The 20,755-nt window shown below is 68.2% G+C and carries 22 protein-coding genes; 8 read left to right on the forward strand and 14 right to left on the reverse strand.

Going from position 1 to position 20,755, the window contains the following annotated elements:
* Positions 1-55: 55 nt before the first annotated feature.
* From hpaB to CCS01_RS31795, 8 genes are all read right to left on the reverse strand, one after another.
* A complete protein-coding gene (gene hpaB, locus CCS01_RS31760) occupies positions 56-1,504 on the reverse strand; it encodes a 4-hydroxyphenylacetate 3-monooxygenase, oxygenase component (RefSeq protein ID WP_104523209.1) in 1,449 nt (482 codons plus the stop codon).
* Between the two features lie 635 nt (positions 1,505-2,139).
* Positions 2,140-4,251: a hypothetical protein gene (locus CCS01_RS31765; protein WP_104523211.1), complete on the reverse strand. Its 2,112-nt coding sequence runs from the start codon at positions 4,249-4,251 to the stop codon at positions 2,140-2,142.
* A gap of 36 nt (positions 4,252-4,287) precedes the next feature.
* Positions 4,288-4,959: a ribosome biogenesis GTP-binding protein YihA/YsxC gene (gene yihA, locus CCS01_RS31770; RefSeq protein WP_239992474.1), complete on the reverse strand. Its 672-nt coding sequence runs from the start codon at positions 4,957-4,959 to the stop codon at positions 4,288-4,290.
* Positions 4,956-6,713 (reverse strand): membrane protein insertase YidC, encoded by a 1,758-nt coding sequence (yidC, locus tag CCS01_RS31775; RefSeq protein ID WP_104523215.1) that lies wholly within the window; start codon positions 6,711-6,713, stop codon positions 4,956-4,958. The genes yihA and yidC overlap by 4 nt, the downstream gene beginning before the upstream one ends.
* Positions 6,713-6,955: a membrane protein insertion efficiency factor YidD gene (yidD, locus tag CCS01_RS31780; protein ID WP_104523217.1), complete on the reverse strand. Its 243-nt coding sequence runs from the start codon at positions 6,953-6,955 to the stop codon at positions 6,713-6,715. Before yidD ends, yidC begins: the two co-directional genes overlap by 1 nt.
* Complete coding sequence (gene rnpA / locus CCS01_RS31785; RefSeq protein ID WP_104523305.1) at positions 6,952-7,317, reverse strand: ribonuclease P protein component; 366 nt, start codon at positions 7,315-7,317, stop codon at positions 6,952-6,954. Before rnpA ends, yidD begins: the two co-directional genes overlap by 4 nt.
* Positions 7,318-7,346: 29 nt before the next feature.
* On the reverse strand, positions 7,347-7,481 hold the full coding sequence (rpmH, locus tag CCS01_RS31790; protein WP_104523219.1) for a 50S ribosomal protein L34: 135 nt from the start codon (positions 7,479-7,481) through the stop codon (positions 7,347-7,349).
* Between the two features lie 114 nt (positions 7,482-7,595).
* Positions 7,596-8,639: an alpha/beta fold hydrolase gene (locus tag CCS01_RS31795; RefSeq protein ID WP_104523221.1), complete on the reverse strand. Its 1,044-nt coding sequence runs from the start codon at positions 8,637-8,639 to the stop codon at positions 7,596-7,598.
* Positions 8,640-8,948: 309 nt separating this feature from the next.
* Between CCS01_RS31795 and CCS01_RS31800 the strand changes: the two genes are divergently transcribed.
* The 6 genes from CCS01_RS31800 (at position 8,949) to CCS01_RS31825 (ending at position 11,473) form a co-directional block, all read left to right on the forward strand.
* The gene (locus CCS01_RS31800) at positions 8,949-9,218 is read left to right on the forward strand and encodes a BrnT family toxin (protein WP_104523223.1); all 270 of its coding nucleotides are present in this window, start codon (positions 8,949-8,951) and stop codon (positions 9,216-9,218) included.
* Positions 9,219-9,247: 29 nt separating this feature from the next.
* Entirely contained in the window at positions 9,248-9,571 is a 324-nt protein-coding gene (locus CCS01_RS31805) for a helix-turn-helix domain-containing protein (RefSeq protein ID WP_239992475.1), read from the forward strand.
* A gap of 144 nt (positions 9,572-9,715) precedes the next feature.
* Positions 9,716-9,865 (forward strand): FitA-like ribbon-helix-helix domain-containing protein, encoded by a 150-nt coding sequence (locus tag CCS01_RS34495; RefSeq protein WP_193540187.1) that lies wholly within the window; start codon positions 9,716-9,718, stop codon positions 9,863-9,865.
* A gap of 308 nt (positions 9,866-10,173) precedes the next feature.
* Positions 10,174-10,596, forward strand: coding sequence for a type II toxin-antitoxin system VapC family toxin (locus CCS01_RS31815; protein WP_104523225.1), 423 nt, complete (start codon positions 10,174-10,176; stop codon positions 10,594-10,596).
* A 209-nt stretch (positions 10,597-10,805) separates the two neighbouring features.
* Entirely contained in the window at positions 10,806-11,054 is a 249-nt protein-coding gene (locus CCS01_RS31820) for a FitA-like ribbon-helix-helix domain-containing protein (protein ID WP_104523227.1), read from the forward strand.
* On the forward strand, positions 11,054-11,473 hold the full coding sequence (locus CCS01_RS31825; RefSeq protein WP_275112990.1) for a PIN domain-containing protein: 420 nt from the start codon (positions 11,054-11,056) through the stop codon (positions 11,471-11,473). The genes CCS01_RS31820 and CCS01_RS31825 overlap by 1 nt, the downstream gene beginning before the upstream one ends.
* A 177-nt stretch (positions 11,474-11,650) precedes the next feature.
* Here the strand turns inward: CCS01_RS31825 and cydC are convergent, their stop codons facing one another.
* The 3 genes from cydC to CCS01_RS34105 are packed head-to-tail and all read right to left on the reverse strand — an operon-like array spanning position 11,651 to position 15,152.
* The gene (cydC, locus tag CCS01_RS31830; RefSeq protein WP_104523309.1) at positions 11,651-13,276 is read right to left on the reverse strand and encodes a thiol reductant ABC exporter subunit CydC; all 1,626 of its coding nucleotides are present in this window, start codon (positions 13,274-13,276) and stop codon (positions 11,651-11,653) included.
* The gene (cydD, locus tag CCS01_RS31835; RefSeq protein ID WP_104523231.1) at positions 13,276-14,973 is read right to left on the reverse strand and encodes a thiol reductant ABC exporter subunit CydD; all 1,698 of its coding nucleotides are present in this window, start codon (positions 14,971-14,973) and stop codon (positions 13,276-13,278) included. The genes cydC and cydD overlap by 1 nt, the downstream gene beginning before the upstream one ends.
* An 11-nt stretch (positions 14,974-14,984) precedes the next feature.
* Positions 14,985-15,152, reverse strand: coding sequence for a hypothetical protein (locus CCS01_RS34105; protein ID WP_158258721.1), 168 nt, complete (start codon positions 15,150-15,152; stop codon positions 14,985-14,987).
* A 391-nt stretch (positions 15,153-15,543) separates the two neighbouring features.
* Between CCS01_RS34105 and CCS01_RS31840 the strand changes: the two genes are divergently transcribed.
* Complete coding sequence (locus tag CCS01_RS31840) at positions 15,544-16,791, forward strand: ATP-binding protein (protein WP_104523233.1); 1,248 nt, start codon at positions 15,544-15,546, stop codon at positions 16,789-16,791.
* Here CCS01_RS31840 and CCS01_RS31845 read toward each other — a convergent pair.
* Positions 16,743-17,489: an SDR family NAD(P)-dependent oxidoreductase gene (locus CCS01_RS31845; RefSeq protein ID WP_104523235.1), complete on the reverse strand. Its 747-nt coding sequence runs from the start codon at positions 17,487-17,489 to the stop codon at positions 16,743-16,745. The genes CCS01_RS31840 and CCS01_RS31845 overlap by 49 nt on opposite strands.
* Positions 17,490-17,558: 69 nt before the next feature.
* On the opposite strand from CCS01_RS31845, the gene panC reads away from it, so the two are divergent.
* Positions 17,559-18,395 carry a pantoate--beta-alanine ligase gene (gene panC / locus CCS01_RS31850; protein ID WP_104523237.1) on the forward strand — a complete coding sequence of 279 codons (837 nt, stop codon included), beginning with the start codon at positions 17,559-17,561 and terminating at the stop codon, positions 18,393-18,395.
* Between the two features lie 194 nt (positions 18,396-18,589).
* On the opposite strand, the gene cysE is transcribed toward panC, so the two are convergent.
* Positions 18,590-19,453, reverse strand: coding sequence for a serine O-acetyltransferase (gene cysE / locus CCS01_RS31855; protein WP_104523239.1), 864 nt, complete (start codon positions 19,451-19,453; stop codon positions 18,590-18,592).
* 148 nt (positions 19,454-19,601) lie between these two features.
* Complete coding sequence (locus tag CCS01_RS31860; RefSeq protein WP_158258722.1) at positions 19,602-20,645, reverse strand: YihY/virulence factor BrkB family protein; 1,044 nt, start codon at positions 20,643-20,645, stop codon at positions 19,602-19,604.
* Between the last annotated feature and the right edge of the window lie 110 nt (positions 20,646-20,755).

Raw genomic sequence — 20,755 nt, forward strand, 5'->3', positions numbered from 1 at the left:
ACTGCCTCCCTGCGGCGACGGCCCTCGATACCACAACGAAGCCGCCGACGCAGCGTTACGCCCGCCCCAGGAAGTCCAGCACCCGGTCGGTGACCACCTTCTTCGGGAACATCCCTGCCAGCGCCCGCGCCCGGGTCAGCGGATCGCTGGCGAAGAAGCGCTCATACAGCACCTGCCGACTGCCGAACGAGCTGCACGCAATGTCCCAGGCCAGGTGGAACAGCTTCACCCGGTCCAGCGCCGTGCTGCCGTCGGTCGCCAGGTACTGCTCGATGTCTCCGCGCAGCGGCGTGGCGAAATCCGCCTGTGTCGGCAGGATCATCAGGCTGGAGGAACCCAGCAGCTGCAGGATCTCCACCATCCGCGGATACGCCGTCATGAACAGGTTGCGCGTCGTCTCGGCCGGCAGCTGCGACGGGCACATCACGCCCCATTCGTCCGGTTCGGCATCCGCCTCGGCGGCGCGCATGCAGGCGCGCATCAGTTCGGTGTACATCACCAGCTCGCCGATGCGTTCCTCGGCATGCGGCAGGTGGCCGTTGCCCAGCGTCTCGGTCATCAGCAGCGCGACGCCCAGCACCAGCTCGCATTTCGCCAGGTTCTTGGCACAGCCCTGGTGCGCGCTGTGCGCCGAGGAATGCGTCACCGCCGCGGTGTTGTTCAGCAGCCCGACGTCGCCGTGGATGAACACCCGCTCCCACGGCACCAGCACGTCGTCGAAGAACACGATGCTGTCCATTTCCTCGAACCGCGAGCCCAACGGATGGTCGAAATGCGACTTTCCCTGGTCGAAACTGTCGCGGCAGAGGAAGCGCAGGCCGGGCGTGTCGCACGGGATGGCGAAGCTCAGCGCGAACGGGCTGTAATGATCCAGGTGCTGCGCCAGGCGCGGGGCGTAGACGGCGATCTCGTCCGCCAGCGGCCCCAGTGTCGCCAGCACCCGCGCGCCGCGCACCACCAGCCCGGCCGAGGTTTCCTTCACCACCTGCAAGGCCGTGCCTTCCTGCAGGTTGAACATGCCGCTGACGTTGCGGCTGCGCTGCAGGTTGATCAGCGCATGCGTCAGCGTCAGGTCGTTTTCGGCGATGTAACGGTAGTAGCGCCGCATGTTCTCGGCGAATTCCGGCCGGCCGCGGCCGAAATAGTCCGCCGAACCCGCCCAGCAGGCAAACGTCACGTTCATGAAGTCCGGCGAGCGGCCCATCATGCCGCAGGTCGTTCGCGCCCAGCGCAGCATCATCTCCCGCCGCCGCACGAGGTCGTCCTGCGTGCGCGGGATGATGAACGACAGGCCCAGCGTGTCGCCGGTGTCCGGGCAGGTGAACGTCATCGCCGCGCGCTGCGCCGGGTCGGTTTGCAGATCGTACAGGGAGGCGATGGCGCGTGCCCCGTTCGCCAGGCCGGAATGCGTGGTGACGTCGGCCACGCGTTCCCCACGCAGCCACACCTCGGTTTTGCGCTGCCGCAGACCCGCCAGATACTGCGTGCCGTTGCGTGCCGGCATGGCTCCCTCCCGCTCTTGCTTATCGCGGGACTTTCCGGCCCGTCTGCCCGTGGGTCAAGCGCGGGTGCCGATGGGCGCCGATGATTGCGCGGCGCGAGGTCGCCGTTCCATCGTCATGGCCGGGCGTGTCCCTACCGGATGCACACACCTCGGCAACGACCACAAAACCAGAGGCTTGCCCGACGGCTGGGACCAGGCGCTCGCCGCCATGGCCCGGACGCGCGCGGCCGCCTGTCATGCCTTTGGTTGCGGCAGGTAGCGGGTTGGCGGCCATGAACTTGGCGTCTTGGCGTCTTATCGACGTTCTCTACCGCACGGACCGCCGATGTAGCGCACCCATCCCCGCCCGGTGCGGCAGCATGGTTCCCGTTCAACGCCAAGACGCCAAGATACCGGGGTACAAAGCGCCGTCCGGGCGGGCGGATGATTGCATTATCACGCCCTCGCTCGCCGCTGGTGGGGCATCGTTTCCGAGATCTGTGCATGCGGTAGGGCATGTCCTGGCCATCTACGCTTCGACGGCGGGGGGTGGATGGCCGGGACCCGCCCGGCCATGACGATAGGGCAACAGCCGCGCAACAGCTCCGACGGCCGCGGCCATCGTCCACCAGCACGGAGCCGGCGCCGCCGGCCGGCTACCAGCCGCCTTCCAGGTACGCGCGCACCGTCTGTGCCGCGATCAGGCCCATCACCGGGATGACTTCCAGCGGATCATCCTCCAGCAGCGCATGCGCCACCACCGCAAGATCCGCGGTCCGGTCGCGATACTTCGCCTCGGTGCTGGCTTGCGCCCACAGCGCCATCAGCAGAAAGCGCTCGCCCCAGGCAGCCCGCTCCGGCGGCAGGATCTCCGCCATCACCCGCTGCATCATCCCCTTGCGGTCCGAGCGAGGCAGCCCCGCCAGGAGCTTGCTGATCTCCGGCCCGTCCTCGAACCACGAGCCGATGATCGGGTCCTCCTCCATCCAGCGCAATCCGTGCTCATGCAGCGCCGCGATCCCGCCTTCCGGCGCCTCGTCCAGTTTCAGCTCATGGAACAGCCGCTCGGCCTCGGCTTTCGGATCGAGGCGGCGGTCCTTCCATTCGCTGCCGCCGGCGACCTCGGCGACCTGCAGCAGCGGCTCCGGCGGCACGGCATTGTGCTCGATCCCGGTGGCGATGGCGTGCTGGATCGTGGCGTCGACGTAGCTCTTGTCCACCCGCGTGAAGATGCCGCCCATCTGGGCGTCCTTCAGCAGCCGGTTGACCTTGCTGCGCCCCAGGTCGACGTCGATCCAGGCATCCATCACGCCAGTGCCGTGCCGCAGCAGAACGCCGCCGAACACTCCCTTCTTGCCGCCGCGGCTGAGCGTCAGGACGCTCTGCGCGCCCGAGCCGTCGATCATCGTGGCGTAATACTCGATGTCGGCTGGAGCCTCCGGCCACGAGCCGATTTGCACCCCCGCCACCCGCGCCTTGCGCACCGCGCTGTCCACCGCCGGCCGATCGGCCGGGGGAATCCAGCTGCGGACGGCGATGATGCGGCGGAGCGCGTCGGGCGACAGCGTATCCGGACGCGCCGCCTGCTCCAGCGCCCGGGCGGCATCGCGGCGGACAGCCGAATCGTCGTCCAGCAGCATCAGCGGCACCGCGTCGCGCAGCATCGGCTGCGACGACAGCGCCAGCTCGGTCGCCAGGAAGCCGCGCAGCGTCGCCGGCATCAGCGCGCTGGAGCGCCGCAACGTCTCGACCACCTCGAACGGCGAGGTCAGCATGTTCGCCAGCTCGTCCAGGAACCCCCGCAGCATGCCCTGCATGTCGGCGGTCGGCTCCAGCTCCTGCAGCGTGAAGCCGGCGGTGGCCAGGGCGGTCTGCATCTCCTCCGACACCGGCACCCGCGCCTCGGTCAGGGCCGAGGCCATCAGGAACCAGTCTTCCTGCGGCAGCGTCTTCGCCTCGCCCAGCTTGATCAGGGTCTGCTGGTAGTCGTCCAGCATGCGCTCCGCCCAGTCCCAGCCGCGGTCCAGCCGGTAGCGGACGAATTCAAGCTGCAGCGACAGCATCTGCATGTAGCTGGTGACCAGCTTGTCGTCCCGCTGCTTGCCATCGGTCGATGCGGCCTCGATCAGGCCTTCCGTGATCACCGGCAGCGTCTGCGGCATCTGTTCCAGCCAGGTGCGATCCTCGATCGTCAGCTCCCCGTCGCGGCTGCGGGCCAGCTTCCTGGCGATCGCCTTGATGCGGCTGCGCTCGGTGCCGGTTGCCGGCGGCGGTTCGGTCGGGTCGTCACCGATCAGCGGGGCCTCGTCCTCGTCCTCCAATGCCCCCAGCAGATCTTCCATCTCCTCGTCATCGAGGTCGGGGCCTTCCAGCTCGTCCAGCAGGTCGTCGACCACGGCCTCGATCTCGTCCTTGCTGCCGGAACGGGAAACCACCTTGGCCTGCTGCAGCGTCTCGTGCTCGAAGCTCCACAGGCCCTCCACGGTCATGGCGAAGGCATTGTAGGCGGCCGAGACGCGGAACGCCGTCCAGGTCTTCAGCGCCTCGATCCGCACGTCGCAGTCGCCGTCGATCAGCTCGAACGTCTCCTCGTTCAGCACGAGGCTTTCGTTGCCGGCCAGCTTGGCGGCGGACAGCCGAGTCTTGTACTCCTCCTCGGTATCCGGATCGAAGAAGTAGTCGGCCAGCACACTCTCGGCCAGCGCGATCAGCAGTCCGTCCGTCGGGTCCGGCCTGGCCTTGCGCGGCGCGGCGGGTCGTTTGGCCATGGTGCATGCTCCCCTGTTCCGTCGGGACGGGTGCCGTCAGGTCCTGGCCGCTTCCGCCAGCGTGGCCAGGTCTGCCCTGAGCGCGGCGATTCCCTCTCCGGTTTCACTGCTCGTCGACAGTATGCGCGGATACGCCGCCGCATGCGAGCGGGCAAGCCGCCCGGCCTCCTGGATCTTACGCGCCAGGGCGGCCGGCTTGAGGCCGTCGGTCTTGGTCAGAACGATCTGGAACGTTACCGCGGCGCGATCGAGCAAAGCCATGACGTCGTGATCCGCCTGCTTCACTTCAATGCGGGCATCGAGCAGCAGCATGACCCGCCGCAAGGTCGGGCGGCCGCGCAGGTAGTCGAACATCATGCCCTGCCAGTCGGCCTTGATGTCCTTCGACGCCCGCGCATACCCATACCCCGGCATATCGACCAAGGTCAGCCGATCGGCGAGGTTGAAGAAATTGAGCTGGCGGGTGCGGCCGGGCTCCTGGGAAACCCGGGCCAGCGCCTTGCGCCCGGTCAGCGCATTCAGCAGCGACGACTTGCCGACATTCGATCGGCCGGCGAACGCAATCTCGGGGCCCGCCGGCGGCGGCAGTTGCGCCAGTTGCTGGGCCCCGAAAAAGAACGTGCAGTCCCCGGCGAACAGCAGGCGCCCGGCCTCGAGCGCCGCCTCGTCCGGGGCGGCGTCGGCGAAAGCCGGCGCCTCCGCCGTCACGTGCGCGCCAGCGAGGGCTTGGTCAGCCGCGTCTGCCGCTGGATCAGCCATTGCTGCGCGATCGAGAGGGTGTTGTTCCAGCTCCAGTAGATGATCAGCCCGGCGGGGAAGCTCGCCATCATGAAGGTGAAGACGATCGGCATGAACTGGAACAGGCGCGCCTGCGTCGGGTCCGGCGGCGGCGGGTTCATCTTCTGCTGCAGGAACATGGTGATGCCCATGATCAGCGGCCAGGCGCCCAGGTGCAGCAGCGGGAGATAGTGCGCCGGATTGAACGGGATCAGCCCGAACAGGTTGAACACGTTCGTCGGGTCCACCTGCGACAGGTCGTGGATCCAGCCGAAGAACGGCGCCTGCCGCATCTCGATGGTGACGAAAATCACCTTATACAGCGAGAAGAACACCGGGATCTGCACCAGCATCGGCAGGCAGCCCGAGGCCGGGTTGACCTTCTCCGCCTTGTACAGCCCCATCATCTCCTGCTGCATCTTCTGCGGGTCGTCCTTGAACCGCTCGCGGATCGCCGTCATCTTCGGCGACAGCAGCTTCATCTTGCTCATGGAGCGGTAGGAGTAGTTCGCCAGCGGGAAGAACAGCCCCTTGACCAGCACGGTGAACACCAGGATGGCGACGCCGAAGTTGCCGAACAGCCGGTTGAGGAAGTCCAGCGCGAAGAAAATCGGCTTGGTCAGGAAATAGAACCAGCCGAAATCCACCGCCTTGTCGAAGCTGGGGATGTGGTACTGGCTCTCGTACTGGTCCAGCAGCGACACCACCTTGGCGCCGGCGAACGTATGCGTGGTCAGCTCCGCCGAACCGCCTGCCGGGACGGTCTGCGGATCCTGGGTGATGTAGTCCGCCTGGTAATGATTGCCGTTATCGTCCTGATAGTAGAACTTCACCTTCGACGGCACCGACTGGTCGGGGATCAGCGAGGTCAGCCAGTACTTGTCGGTGATGCCCGCCCAGCCGCCCGTTGCATCGGCCTCGTAGGCGATGCCGTTCTTCTTCTCGCCCTCGCTCTTGGCCTTGCTGTAGGTGGTTTCCTGCAAGGTGCCGTCCACGACGCCCAGCAGGCCCTTGAACAGCACATAGTAGCCGGCGACCTTGGGTTCGTAGTCGCGGCGGATGCGCGACCAGGGGAACAGCTTCACCGCCTGGCCGGTGGCGTTCTTCACCGTCTGCTGGACCGAGAACATGTAGTGGTCGTCGATCGACAGCTCGATCTGGAACGTCAGCCCGGCGCCGTTGTCCCACGACAGGGTCACCGGCGTGGCCGGCGTCAGCGTCTCGGTCGAGGCGGCCCAGACCGTGTCGTTGCCGGGCAGCTTCACGTCCTCGCCCGCCGGCGCGGTCCAGCCGTACTGGATGTAGTACGGATGATCCTCCGACCGGGGCTCCAGCAGGCGCACCAGGGGCGACGAGGGGCTGATTTCCTCGTGGTAGTCCTTCAGCACCAGGTCATCCAGCCGCGCGCCCAGCAGGCTGATCGAGCCTTCGACCTGCGGCGCGTCGATCTTCACGCGCGGCACGTTGCGCGGCACCGCGGCCTGGGATGGCGTTTCGGTGGCCGGGGATGGCGCCGCGCCGGCATCGGGCGCGCCTTCGCGCGGCGTCGTCACCGGATGCTGTACGTTCGCCACGTGGCTGGTGGGCGGCATCTGCTTCGCCACGTGCGGCGCCACCAGCAACTGGAAGCCCAGCAGGATCGCCAGCGATGCCGCAATCGCCAGGAAGAGCCGTTTTTGGTCCATCAATGCCCCATCTGTCCGTCGCTCCCGGGGACGGGATCGACGCCACCTTCATGCCACGGATTGCAGCGCAGGATGCGCTTCGCCGCCAAAACCGAGCCGCGCGCCGCGCCGTGGATGCGCAGCGCCTCCACCGCATACTCGCTGCAGCTTGGCCAGAACCGGCAGTTTGCCCCGATCAGGGGGCGCACCGTCCACTGGTAGACGCGCACCGCCCCGATGCCCACGCGCGCCGCCGGGGTCATGTTACCCCGGTCCGGTTCAGCGCGCGCCGGATATCATCTTGCAGAACCATGAAATCTCGTTTGCGTGTGCTGTCGCGGCCAATCAGCACCAGGTCCACGCCGGTGACCGGACGGTCCTTCAGCACCAGCCTGGCCGCTTCCTTGAGCCGCCGCCGCGTGCGGTTGCGCACCACGGCGTTGCCGATTTTCTTCGTCACGGTGAAACCGAGCCGCGCCGGCTGGACGTCCGCACGCGCCAGGGCCTGCAGCACGACGCCGCCCACCGCTGCCTTCCGCCCGGAGGCGGCGGCGCGCAGAAACTCCGCCCGGCGCTTTAGTCGTCCCGGCTTCAAGCCGGGCGGCGCCGCGGGCTGGGCTGGCATGATTGGCATACCAGCGTACGCGTTCCGGGTCAGGCGGACAGACGCTTGCGGCCCTTGGCGCGGCGGTTGGCCAGGACCTTGCGGCCACCCACGGTCGCCATGCGGGCGCGGAATCCGTGGCGATGCTTGCGGACCAGCTTCGAGGGTTGATAGGTACGCTTCACGACGACTCTCCGAAAAACCAAGGGCACGGCGACCTGACGTCCCGTGCCTGTGCAAGCATGCCGGCGGGTGCGCCCGTTGCAGCGACCCGTCGGGGGGAGGGGCGGCTTATAGGGTCACGGCCGCACCCCGTCAATCTTTGCGCTCGAATCGGCGGCCAGCCAGTCGAGCAGCACCGTGTGGAAGCGCGCCGGCGCCTGGATCTGCGGCGCGTGGCCGAGGTCGGGGAATTCGACCAGCTTGGCGTTCGGGATCGCCGCGGCGGCTTCGTGGCCAAGCGCCGGGTAATTGCCCAGGGTCGGCCGGACCGAAGCGGGCGCGAGCGCCTTGCCGATGGCGGTGGTATCCTTGTCGCCGATGACCAGCAGCACCGGCATGGCGAGGTGCGGCAGCTCATATACCACCGGCTGGGTGTAGATCATGTCGTAGAGCAGCGCCGAGTTCCAGGCGACGACGTCTCGCCCGGGGCCGCGGTACATCCCGGCCAGCATTTGCACCCAGGTCTCGTAGGCGGGCTGCCAGGCGCCCGCGTAGTAGGTCGTGCATTCGTAGTCGCGGATGCGGTCCGCCGTGGTGTTGAGCTCCTGCCGGTACCAGGCGTCGACGCTCTGCCAGGGGACGCCCTTGGCTTTCCAGTCCTCCAGGCCGATTGGATCAACCAGCACCAGGCGGTCCGTGTCCTGCGAATACATCAGCCCATAGCGGATCGCCAGCATGCCGCCGGTGGAGTGCCCGGTGATCGTCGCCTTGCCGATGTGCAGCGAGTCCAGCAGCGCGTGCGTGTTCGCGGCCAGTTGCTGGAAGCTGTACTGGTAGTGCGCCGGCTTGGTGGACTTGCAGAAGCCGATCTGGTCGGGGGCGACGACGCGGAAGCCGGCTCGCGTGAGGACGGTGATGGTGGCCTGCCAGGTGGCGGCGCAGAAGTTCTTGCCGTGCAGCAGCACGACGGTGCGGCCGTTCGGGTGCGCCGGCGCGACGTCCATATATGCCATGTCCAGCGCTTCGCCCTGCGAGGTGAAGCGGTAATGGCTGACGGGCCAGGGGTAGTCGAAGCCTTGCAGGTCAGGGCCATAGGCGGGCGCGTCCGCGGCCCGGGCGGACAGTGGCAGCAGCAGGGCGGCGATCAGGCCGAGCAGCGGCAGCAGGGGAAAGAGGCGCATGACCGGGCTTTCGTGCAGCAGGTTGCGAGAACGCCGGGTCCAGTCGTCCGGTTTGCTGGACCGGCAACCGGCGACGCGGAGGTATCAGGACCTGGCGAAATGGTACAGGAGCCGTGATCAAACGCAGGGTCAATCCATCCGCCCCGGGCGGGAGGGCAAACCAGCAAATGGCCGCACGGCAGATCATCAAGAAGACCTTGGGACGAGCCTATACAAAGGGGGGACGATCAGGCCGAATAGGTCAGTCAGACGGTTGGCTGTACGGCATTCTTGTTGACATCTATCCGTCATTGACGGATAGATGTCATTGTGGAGATTGAGTTCGATCCGGCCAAGAATGAAGAAAACGCCCGGCGGCACGGCGTGTCGCTGGCATTTGGTGCGGTGGTGTTGGCGGCACGCGTCGGTGAGAGCGAGGATCGGCGGACCGATTACAGCGAGGTCAGGATCAAAGCTTTCGCCGACATTGAAGGACAGTGGTTCGCTTGCGTGTACACCATGCGCAGCGAGGTCTGTAGCATTATCTTCGGCCACCCTGTACGCCCAAAGGAGGTCAGAAAGTGGCTCGAAATGCGGTGAAGCCGACCCGGATGACAATGACCCCTGAAATGCTCGACAAAATCAAGCGAAGCGGCGTGGATTGGCAGCGGATTCGCAGGATGACCGAAGCTGAGATTGAACAGGCCATCGCTTCCGACCCGGATGCGGCTTCCCCGATGACGGACGCGAAAATCACCGCGGCACGCGTCCAATGGGTCAGACGGCGAACCGGCCTGTCGCAGTCCCAGTTCGCTGCGGCCTTCAGGATTCCGCTGCGGACACTCCAGGAATGGGAACAGGCGCGTCGCGAGCCGGACGCAACTGCGCTGGCCTATCTGACTGTTATTGAGCGTGACCCCCCGGCGGTGCAACGTGCCCTGGAGACAGCCTGACGCGATTGAGACCGGGCTAACGTCGATCACTCCGACTTGCGTAATGCAACCTCTTGCGGCCTGCCCCGCTGGACCGCGTCCGGGGTGATGCGGAAAGCCACTGTTTTGCCAATCCGGCGTGGCACCGATGGTGATGAGATGTCGTTGCTCGCCGTCGTTGCCGGCAAACCGTCAATTTGCCAGCATGCTGGCACAATTCGGGAGGCTTTGCCCATGGCAACCTTGCTCATCCGCAATATCGGGGACGATCTGCATATCCGCCTGAAGGCGCAAGCCGCCGCTCACAGGCGCTGAATGGAGGAGGAAACCCCATTTGCGTTAAAATTGGGCTGGCTGTTGCCTCCTCGTCATGGCCCGGACAAGCCGGGCCATGACGGAATGGCAAGCATCGTGCCGCCGCCACGCGATTTTAACGCCAATGGGAGGAAGCCCGCCATCTGCTCCGCCAGGCATGGCGGTCGCGCCGAGTGAGGCGCCACAGCGCTTCGGCCAAGCCATGCGCGCGATCTTCGAGCCCCTCGGCGGCATGGAGATCCCGGACATTCCGCGGGAGATGCCCCGCCAGCCGCCGGATTTCTCGGGCCGGCGTGGGATCCACCCGTGTGATCGTGCTTGACACCAACGTCATTTCCGAACTGGCGAGGCCGCAAGCAGATCCAGCTGTGATCGCCTGGGCTGACGGTCAGCCCATCGCGACGCTGTATGCAACGGCAATCAGCGAAGCCGAGATGCTCCATGGCATTGCGCTTCTTCCACCCGGCGGCCGCCGCGAGGCTCTTCATCGCGCCGTCACGACGACGTTTGCGATCTTGTTGGCTGGACGCATGCTTCCGTTCGACAGCGCCGCCGCCGCGTTCGCCGACTGGGCAGCCGATCGGCGGCGGGTGGGGAAACCGGTTCGGACGGCGGATCTTCAGATCGCTGCGATCACGCAATCACGCGGCGCGGCGGCTATCGCCACACGCAACACCCAAGACTTTGCCGGGTGCGGCGCGCCCCTGATCGATCCCTGGCGAGGCTGCTGACGATCAGATCGCTCCCATGACGCAAATCGCTGCTGCCATGGCATAAATGGGTTTCCGAGGTCCACATGGCAGGGTCACCACCGCGAATCCGACAGCACTGAGGCACGCCGTGACAACGTCCGGAGCAGCGGCGCCATGGCGTCAGGCATTGACGGCGATGCAATCATTGATGACAGTGCAATCATACTGCCTGGAGAGCTACTGCCCCAATGAGCAGCATCACGATCCGCAACCTTGATCCGGCGATCAAGGAACGGCTGCGCATCCGCGCCGCAGAGCATGGCCATTCGATGGAGGCTGAAGCACACCGCATCCTGCAGGCCGCCCTGCAGGCCTCGCCCCGGAGGCGCGCGCGTAGCTTCTATGACCGCATCCATGACCGCTTCGCGGCTCTCGGCGGTATCGACCTGGAGTTGCCTCCCCGCGAGCCCGGCCGCGAGCCGCCCCGGTTCGATTGATGTTCATCCTCGATACGTACATCCTGTCCGCGATGATGCGCCTTGATCGTGTCCCGGAGGTTGCCGCCTGGATGGAGGCACAGGACGAGCGGCGGTTGTTCACTGCGACTATCTCGCAGGCGGAATTCTTCGCGGGTCTTGCCGTCATGGCGGACGGCCGCCGCCGCCGCGACCTCGAGAAGACCGCGCGTGAGATGTTCGACGAATTCGAGGAGCGCCTCCTGCCGTTCGACCAAGGCGCGGCGATGGCATACGCCGCGCTGTTCGCTTTTCGTCGGCAGGCCGGCCGCCCGGCCGCCCCGCACGACCTCATGATCGCCGCAATCGCGCGGGCGACCGGGGCGTACATGGTTACCCGCGATGTCGAAGGCTTCGCAGGTTGCGGCGTGACCGTCATCAATCCCTGGGCGCCGGCATGACCGGTGCGGTGGTTGTCGCCCCCGCCATGGAGCCGCCACTCGTGCCGCCGCTCGGCGCGGTCGCGGCCGTTCTCTCTCCGTCATGGCCGGGCGCCAGTCCCGGCCATCTGCGCTTCGACAGCGGCGGGTAGATGGCCGGGACACGCCCGGCCATGACGATAAGAAGACGACCCTGTCCTATGCCGCCGCCGCGACCGCCTTCCCGCCGGACAGCCGGAAGATCCGGTCCAGCCGCTCGACCCCGGTCAGCCGGTGGGTGATCAGGATGATCGTCCGTCCCGCCGCCGTGTCGTTCAGAGTCTCCAGGAACGCCCGCTCGGTCTCCGCGTCCAGCCCGGCGCACGGCTCGTCCAGGATCAGGATCGGCGCCGGCGACAGCAGCGCCCGGGCCAGCGCCAGGCGGCGTCCCTGGCCGCCGGAGAAGCGCGTGCCGCCCTCGCCCACCCAGGTCTCCAGCTTGTCCGGCAGCGCCCGCACCACGTCGCCGATGCGCGCCGAGTCCAGCGCCGCCCACAGCGACACCTCGTCGGCGTCGGGCCGGGCCAGCAGCAGGTTGGCACGGATCGTGTCGTCGAACAGGTGCGTGGTCTGCCCCAGCCAGCCGATACGGGCACGCACCAGCGCCGCCGGCAGGAAGGCGATGTCGGTGCCGCCCAGGGTAACCTGCCCGGAGCGCGGCGCCACCACCTTCAGCGCCAGCGCCGCCAGGGTGGATTTCCCCGCGCCCGACGGACCAAGCAGCGCCACGCGGGCGCCTTCCGGCACCTCCAGCGTCAGGCCGTCGAACACCAGGGGCCGATCGGGAGACCAGCGGAACTGCACGCCTTCGAAGCGCAGGGTCGTGCGTTCGGGCATCGCCACCGGATCGGCCGGATCGGGCACCGGCACCGGCGCGTCGGCCGCCTCCATCACCCGATGCGCCGCGGCGGCGGCATGGCCGGCGGCGGCGCCGGCGCGCGGCAGGCCACTGATCGCCTCGAACGCCGCCACTACCAGGAAGGCGGCCGCGACCGCCGCCGCCGGATGGGCGCCGGCCTCGGACAGCACCGCCAGCACGGCCAACTGGGCACACAGGAAGGCGCCGGCGCTGGCCAAGGCAAGGCGGCCCGCCATCGCCTTCTGCGCGGCGAACAGCTTGGCCTCCTTGCTCTGCACCGCCGCCAGCATGCGGCCCTCGGCGGCAAAGGCGCGAACCTCGCGCAGGCCGGTCAGGGCGTCCAGCGCGGCGATGCGCAGCGCGCCGGCCTCCACCGCCAGGCCGGTGCCGGTGCGCATCGACACGCGCGCCGCGATCCAGGGCAGCACGAAGGCGGCAATGGCGAACAGCACGCCGACCTCGATCGACAGCGCCGCCGAACGGTGCCCGATCAGCAGCACGATCGCCGGCAGCAGCAGCATCGCGCCCATCAGCGGCAGGATGATGCGTAGGTACAAGCCGTCCAGCGCCTCCACGTCACCCACCAGGCGCGCCAGCATGTCGCCGGCCTGGCGGAAGCCCAGGCCCCCTGCCCCGGTCCGCGCCAGCGACTGGAAGAACCACACCCGCAGATCGGCCAGCGCGCGGAACGTGGCGCTGTGGGTCACCACCCGTTCCAGGTAGCGCAGCACCACGCGGCTGACGCCCAGGAAGCGCAGCACGAACGGCAGCGTCACCACGCCGGCCGCCGCGGCGCCGATGGCATAGCCCGAGACGGTCATCAGGCCGACGCCGGCCTCCAGCGCCGCCAGGGAGATGATCACACCGATCGCCAGCCAGATGAACTGGCCGCCCCAGATCAGCAGAATTCGTGTCAGGGGAGCCATCATGCCACACCTCGCGCCGAGACGGCCTTGCCATGCCGCAGATCCAGCCGCCGTCCGCCGAAGCCGTGCGCGGCGGAGGAATGGCTTGCCAGGATCACCGTCCGGCCGATGGCCAGGCGGCTGAGGCTTTCGAACACGTCCTTCTCCGTCGCCGGGTCCAGGTGCGCCGTCGGCTCATCCAGCAGCAGCAGCGGCGCATTCTTGAGGTAGGCGCGGGCGATCGCCACCCGCTGCGCCTGGCCGCCGGACAGGCCGTAGCCGCCCTCGCCGATCATCGTATCCAGCCCCCGCGGCAGGCCGGAGACGAAGGAGTCCAGCTTGGCGGCGCGGGCGGCGTCGGCGACTTCCTCGGCCGTCGCCTCGGGCCGCGCGAACAGGATGTTGTCGCGGATCGAGCCGGCGAACAGCACCGGGCGCTGGCCGATCCAGGCCGTCAGCCGCGACAGCGCCTGCGGCACGAGGTCGGTGATGTCGGCGCCGTTGAGGGTGACGCGGCCGCTGTCGGGGTGCACGAAGCCCAGCAGGATCTCGATCACCGAGGACTTGCCCGACCCCGACGGGCCGGCCAGCACCAGCGTCTCCCCGGCCGCGAGGCGGAAGGACAGCTCGTCCAGCGCCGGGCCGCGGGCGGGGTCCCAGGTCAGGGTGACGTTGTCGAACGCGACGGTGACGCCGCGGGCGTTGACGGTGCGGATTTCCGCCGGCGGCACCGGCTGCGGCAGCGGCGGCAGGTCAACCAGGGATTCCGCCGCGCCGGTGGCATGCAGGCGGTCCTGGTAGGCGGCCGAGTAGGTCCGCAGCGGCGCGAAGAACTCCGGCGTCAGCAGCAGCACGGCCAGGGCTGGCCACAGGTCCGCGGTGAAGGCGGCGTCGCCGCTGTTGCGCAGGGTGAAGAAATAATGAATCGCCAGCACCACCATGGCGCCCGCGGCGGCGATGTCCAGCACCATCGAGGACAGGAACGCCACCCGCAGCACTCGCATGGTGCGGATGCGCAGTTCCTTTGCCGCCCGCGCCAGCGCCTGCGCCTCGTCCTGGGCGCGGCCATACAGAACGATGGTGGCGATGCCGCGGACGCGGTCGAGGAACCGGGCCTGCAGCCGGGCCAGCGCCAGGAACTGGGTGCGCGAGGCCGCCGCGGCGCCGATGCCGGCGACCGCCATGCCCACCGGCACCAGCAGCCCGAACCCCGCCACGATCAGCGCGGCCCGGGGATCGGCGTACAGCACCGCCAGCAGCACGATGACCGGGCCGGCCATGGCGAAGGTTTCCGCCGGGACGTAGCGGGAGAACAGGCCGTCCAGCGCCTCCACCCGGTCGACCACGATGGTGGCGAGGTCGCCGGAGTGCCGGCTGCGCAGCAAGGCGGGACCGGCATGCAGCAGGCGCGTCAACGCGTCGCTGCGCAGCCGCCGCCTGGCCGCGGCGCCGGCGGAGAACGCCGCCTGCTCGGTCAGGTAGGACAGCACGGCCCGCACCAGCGCCAATGTGCCGAAGACGGCCAGGGCCAACAGCGGGATCTCGCCGCCGGCGAAGGCCCGGGCGAGAACCGTGGCGGCGGCGAACGCCTGCCCGATCGCCAGAACCTGACCGATGACATGCAAGACGAGCACGGGACGCGCCGCGCGGACACCCGCGCGTTGTTCCCGCCGCAGCCATGACCTCGCGGCTGCCTTGGTGGTATCTGCCTGCGCCATGATGGGGCGACTTAACCCAGCCGGACGGCGAAAGACAGCCCGCCGTGGCCATAGAGCCGGTTAAAAAGCCGCAAAGGTACCGTCATGCGGGCCGGCACCCGGGGCGCTTGCGTTGCCTTGACCCGCGCCGCGGGAATGGCCCGTTGGCAGGACCATTTATTTGCAGAAATCACTTTCATGACATCTCCTTCCACGTGCATATCTGAAAATGTGCAACTTATCTCAATAAAATCACAATATGTTGAAAGCTATTGCCCCGGGGAGAACCCCCGGCTCTGCCGGGGTGGCTGTCAGAGTTCGACATTTCCGGGAGTATGTTCTTCGCCGTTGGGGCGCATGTCGCTCGCGTCTGCGCAGCGGCACTCTCTTGCGCCTTGGCCGGTTGCGAAAAGGCCCCTTTGAGGGGCCCGCAACCGAAAAGCCTCCGGCTCTGCCGGAGGATTTTTACTTTGATACATGTGCATGAACGTATCATTTGGTATAACGGTGCGAAGCTCACCGGGTGTCCAAATGATGCAACAGATCGACTGCGCACCGGCCTGCCGATCGGCCGAAATGGCAGAGGATGGGATGCACCGACGGATAAGCGAGGCGGGACAGGCGATCACGGTGCTCTGCCGCTCCCCGCCGGCGCTGGAAGCCCAACTCGCGGCTGCCCAGCGGGACTGCGCGCGCTACAAGGCCGCCTGGCTCGCCGCCCAGCGGCTGGAGACGCTCGGCTTGCTGGCCGGCGGCATGGCGCATGATTTCAACAATGTGCTGCAGGCGGTCCTGACGGTCGCATCGCTGCTGCGCCGTCACCCGGCGGATCATGACCGGGTGCTGCGCCAGGCCGCGATGCTGGAGCGCGCCACCGAACGCGGCATGGCCATCACCAGCCGCCTGCTGGCGCACAGCCGCGTCCAGGAGGCGGGGATCGAGACAGTCGATCCGAATATCCTGTTGCCGCACGTGCGTGACTCCCTGCTGGCGGCGATGCCGGACCTTGCCATCGCGGTTGACGCCATTGCCGATCTGCCGTCGTTGAAGACGGATCGCGCCCAGTTGGAAATGACGCTGATCAACCTGGCCAACAATGCGCGCGACGCGATGATCGGCATGTCCGGGCGGATCAGCCTGTCGGCCAGATGGACAACCGAGGTCCCTCACCAACCGGACCTGGCCTGTCCGCATGGCTTCGTCTGTTTCGCCGTGCAGGACGCCGGCACCGGCATGGACGCGGAAATGGTGGCGCGCGCGACCGAGCCGTTCTTCACCACCAAGCCGGCGGGCAAGGGCACCGGCCTCGGCCTGGCCCTGGCGCATCGCTTTGCCCGCCAGTCCGGCGGCGCGCTGGCCATCGACAGCCGCCCGGGCGAGGGCACCACGGTACGGCTGTACCTGCCGGCCCGGCAGGAGACGTGCGCCTCGGCCGCCGGGTCCGGGACCTGCTTCGCCGTGCCGGGTCCGGTCGTGCTGCTGGCCGGGGACGAACCCGTGGAGCGTGACGGGCTGCGCACCAGCCTGCTGGCCCGCGGCTTCCGCGTGATGGATGCCGACTGCGCCGAAGATGGCATGCAACCCGACCTGCTGGTGGCGGACCTGTCGCCGGACCGGCAGCCGGCGGCGGTTTGCGCCTGGCGACGCCGCCTGCCGGGCTTGCCCGTGGTGGCCCTGTTCGATGACGGCGCGCCGCAGCCCGCGCTTGACGGCGCCGTCATCCGCCTGGCCCGGCCGATCGCGCCGCCCGAGGTTGCCGCGGCGGCGGCGCGGTTGCTGGCCGAGACCGGTCAGTACATCACGTCCCCGCCGTTGGGCGAGAGGGTCGCGCCGACATAGAAGCCGCCCTCCGGCCCGGCCAGCAGCAGGGCGGTGGCGGCGATTTCCTCCGGCCGCCCGAACCGACCCGCCGGCAGTGCCCGGATGAATGCCTGCCGATCGGCCGGGTCCATGGTGGCGGTCAGGTCGGTGTCGATGGGGCCGGGGGCGATGGCGTTGACGCGGATGCCGCGCGGCGCGGCCTCCCATGACAGGGCGCGGGTGAAGCCGATGATCCCGGCCTTGGCGGCGGCATACGGCGCGGCATTGGCGGCACCCTTCAGCCCGCGCTGCGAGGCGACGTTGATGATGCAGCCCCGTCCGCGCGCCAGCATCGCCGGCCAGACCGCCTGCGCCATGAAGAACATGCCCTTCAGGTGGACCGACAGGATGCGGTCGAACTCGGCCTCGGTGTAGGCTTCGAACGGCTTGCGGATGTTCATCCCGGCGTTGTTGAACAGGATGTCGATCGGCCCGAGTTCGGCGGCCGCCGAGTCGGCGAAGGCCCGCGCCGCGGCGATGTCGGCGACGTCGACCGAGCGGTGCAGGACACGCCGGCCGAGCGCGCGGATCTCGGCTTCCGTGGCGTCGGCCTGCGCCGCGTCATCCAGGTGGCAGAAAGCGATGTCGGCGCCCTCCTGCGCGAACAGCAGGGCTGTCGCCCGGCCGATGCCACGTGATCCACCCGTGACCAATGCGATCTGGCCTTGTAATTTCATTGCCTCGCCTTCCTTTAAGGTCGCGGCATGTTGCCGGTGACCACAGCCTGAACCAAGGTCTGTTTCCCGATGCTGATTGCCCGCACTCTTCCTGACCTGCGTGACGCCTGCATGCGCCTGCGCCGACACGCCGGCTCCCTGGCCCTGGTGCCGACAATGGGGGCGCTGCACGAGGGCCATCGGACGCTGGTGCGCCGCGCCGTTGCGTCCGGGGCGGCGGCGGTGGCGTCGGTGTTCGTCAACCCGCTGCAGTTCGGGCCGAACGAGGACCTTGCGCTGTATCCGCGCGACGAGGCGGGCGACCTGGCGGCACTGGAGGCCGAGGGCTGCGCGCTGGCTTGGTTGCCGGACGTGGCGACGATGTATCCGGACGATGCGGAGACCACGGTGGTCGTTGCCGGCCCGGCCGAGCGGTGGGAAGGCGACGCCCGCCCCGGCCATTTCCGCGGCGTGGCGACGGTGTGCGCCAAGCTGTTCGGCCAGGTGCGGCCGGACCGCGCCTATTTCGGCGAGAAGGACTGGCAGCAGCTTCAGGTGGTGAAGCGGATGGCCGCCGACTTGCTGCTGCCGCTGGAGATCGTTGGGGTGGAGACGGTGCGGGAGGCCGACGGGCTGGCGCTGTCGTCCCGCAACCGGTTCCTCTCGGCGGCGGAGCGGACGGTGGCCCCGCGGCTGAATGCCGCCTTGCGGGCGGCCGCGGCACGGATCGCGGCCGGTGAAGCCGCGGACGCGCCGCTGGCGGAGGCTCGGGCCGACCTGGGCGCTGCCGGCTTTCTGGTCAACTATTTCGCGCTGGTGGATGGGCCAAGCCTGACGCCGATTGCCGCCGCGGCGCCGGACGCGCGCCTGATCGCGGCGGCGAAGCTGGGCGCCGTGCGGCTGCTGGACAACATCCCCGTTCGCTGAGGCGGCTGGCAGAACCGCGCACACGGCCGCCCGCCTGGGTTGGCGCGCCGCGCCGCCCATCGCCGCCGTGGTACACATCTACCATCGCCGGCATGCCGCGCCCCATCGTCATGGCTGGGCGTGTCCCGGCCGTGACGCTAGGGAGACGATCTTGAGGGTGACGATGAGGCGACGCGGGTGCGATGCCCCCGGTATCAGATTGTGTAGTTGAACGACTGGTACGCCAGGTCGCTCAGCGTCTGGTTCATCGACCGGGACGGTTCGTCGGTCTCGGCAATCCGCACCACCTTGGCGGGAACGCCTGCCATCGTCGCGTGCGGGGGTACCGGCTTCAGCACCACCGACCCGGCGGCGATGCGGGCATGCTCGCCGACTTCGATGTTGCCCAGGATGGCCGCGCCGGCGCCGATGACCACGCCGTGCCGCACTTTCGGATGCCGATCGCCATGCTCCTTGCCGCTGCCGCCCAGGGTGACGTGGTGCAGCATCGAGACGTTGTCGCCGAGCGTGGCGGTCTCTCCCACCACAAGGCCGGTGGCGTGATCCAGGAAGATGCCATGCCCGAACCGCGCCGCCGGATGGATGTCGGTCTGGAACACCTCGGACGAGCGGCTTTGCAGGTACAGGGCGAAATCCCGCTCCCCGTGGCTCCACAGCCAGTGGTTCAGCCGGTGCGCCTGGATCGCGTGGAAGCCCTTGAAATACAACAAAGGCTCGATCAGCCGATCGCAGGCCGGATCGCGTTCCAGCACCGCGGCGATGTCGGCCTTGGCGGCCTCGACGATGCAGGGGTCGTCGGCGCACGCCTTGGCGAAGGCCTGCACGATCAGCGGCAGGGAGACGACGTCGTTGCGCAGGCGCGCGGCGACGCGGTGGAACACCGCCGTCTCGAAACTGGGCTGGTTGAGGATCGAGTCGAAGAACAACGGCGCCAGCTTGGGCTCCCGCTCATAGGCTTCCTCGGCTTCGCGCCGCAGGCGGGCCCACAGGGCGTCGGTGACAGCCGCCGTATCGTCCTGAGGAACCAGGGTCAGGCGGCAGGGGTTCGGGCGCTGCATGGTGGTTCCCGATCAAGAGTTGCTGCCGCCCTGTTATAGAGCGGTTTCCCTTCATGTTCGGATCAAACCCGCGTTCGTCAACACCTCGGGCGAAAAACAGTCACCGGCCGCAGGGACGGCCCCCCGAACCGTCAGGCTGGCGTCCGCGTCAGCCCGGCGTTTTGCCCACTGTGTCCGCGGCATAGGCGTCACGCGCGCCCAGCGGCTTGGCATGTCCCTCGGTCGAATCCGCCACCGTCTGCCGCTCGGCCTGGGCATTGATCACCGCGCCGAGCAGGGCGACGAAGGCCGAGAGATACAGCCAGGTCAGCATCACGACCACCCCGCCGAGCGCGCCGTAGGTCTTGTTGTAGCTGTTGAAGTGGCTGACGTAGACGGAAAAGCCGATGGAGCCGACGATCCACAGCACCGTGGCAACGATGGCGCCCGGCGTCACCCAGCGCCAGCGCGCCTCCTTGCGGTCCGGCGCGTAGCGATACAGCACCGCCAGGCCGGTCATCACCACGACGATCAGCAGCGGCCATTCCAGCCCCAGCACCGCCCACTGCCCCACCACGCCCAGCCCGATCCAGCCGACCATCGCCGGCAGGACGCCGACCAGGGCGATGGTGATGACGCCGCCGATCAGCGTCAGGATGGTCAGGCCGATGGCGATCAGGTTGAACCTGAAGAAGCTGCGGGTCTCCTTCTGCTGGTAGGCGATATCCAGGGCGGTGATCAGTCCGCTCATGCCGCGCGAGGCGCTCCAGAGCGCGAACAGCAGCGTCACCACGGCGCTGAGGCCGAGCGTTCCGCTGGAAGCGCTGACCAGGCTGTGCAGTTCGTTGCCGATCATCTCGGCGGTTTGCGGCGGCAGCACGGTCGAAAGCGAGGCGACCTGCTGCTCGACCTGCTTCGGGTCCAGCAGCAGCCCATAGATCGAAACCAGGGCGGCCAGGCCCGGGAACAGCGCCAGGATAATGGCGTAGGTCACGCCGCCAGAAACCAGGAAGAGGTTGCTCTCCTGGACCTCGCCCCACGTCCGCACCAGGATGTCGCGCCAACCGCGCGGAGGGATCTGCGTCGGTTCCTCGGCACCGCGGCCGCGGCTCGCCGATGGGCCGGTCTGCGGCTGGGGATCCGTGGTGGCTTGCCGGGGCGCCAGTTCCCCCAGGTCGTCCTTCAGTTTGTTCAGCCGCTCCGACGCTCCCATGCGATGGCTCCCCTGCTGATCAGGCGGTGAACGGACGCAGGACGAACAGGTTGCGGCGCGCCGACGATTTCCGCGTCGCAATCTGTCACCCGCGTGCCCGGTCCGGCGTG

The organism is Rhodopila globiformis, assembly GCF_002937115.1.
GTDB lineage: Bacteria > Pseudomonadota > Alphaproteobacteria > Acetobacterales > Acetobacteraceae > Rhodopila > Rhodopila globiformis.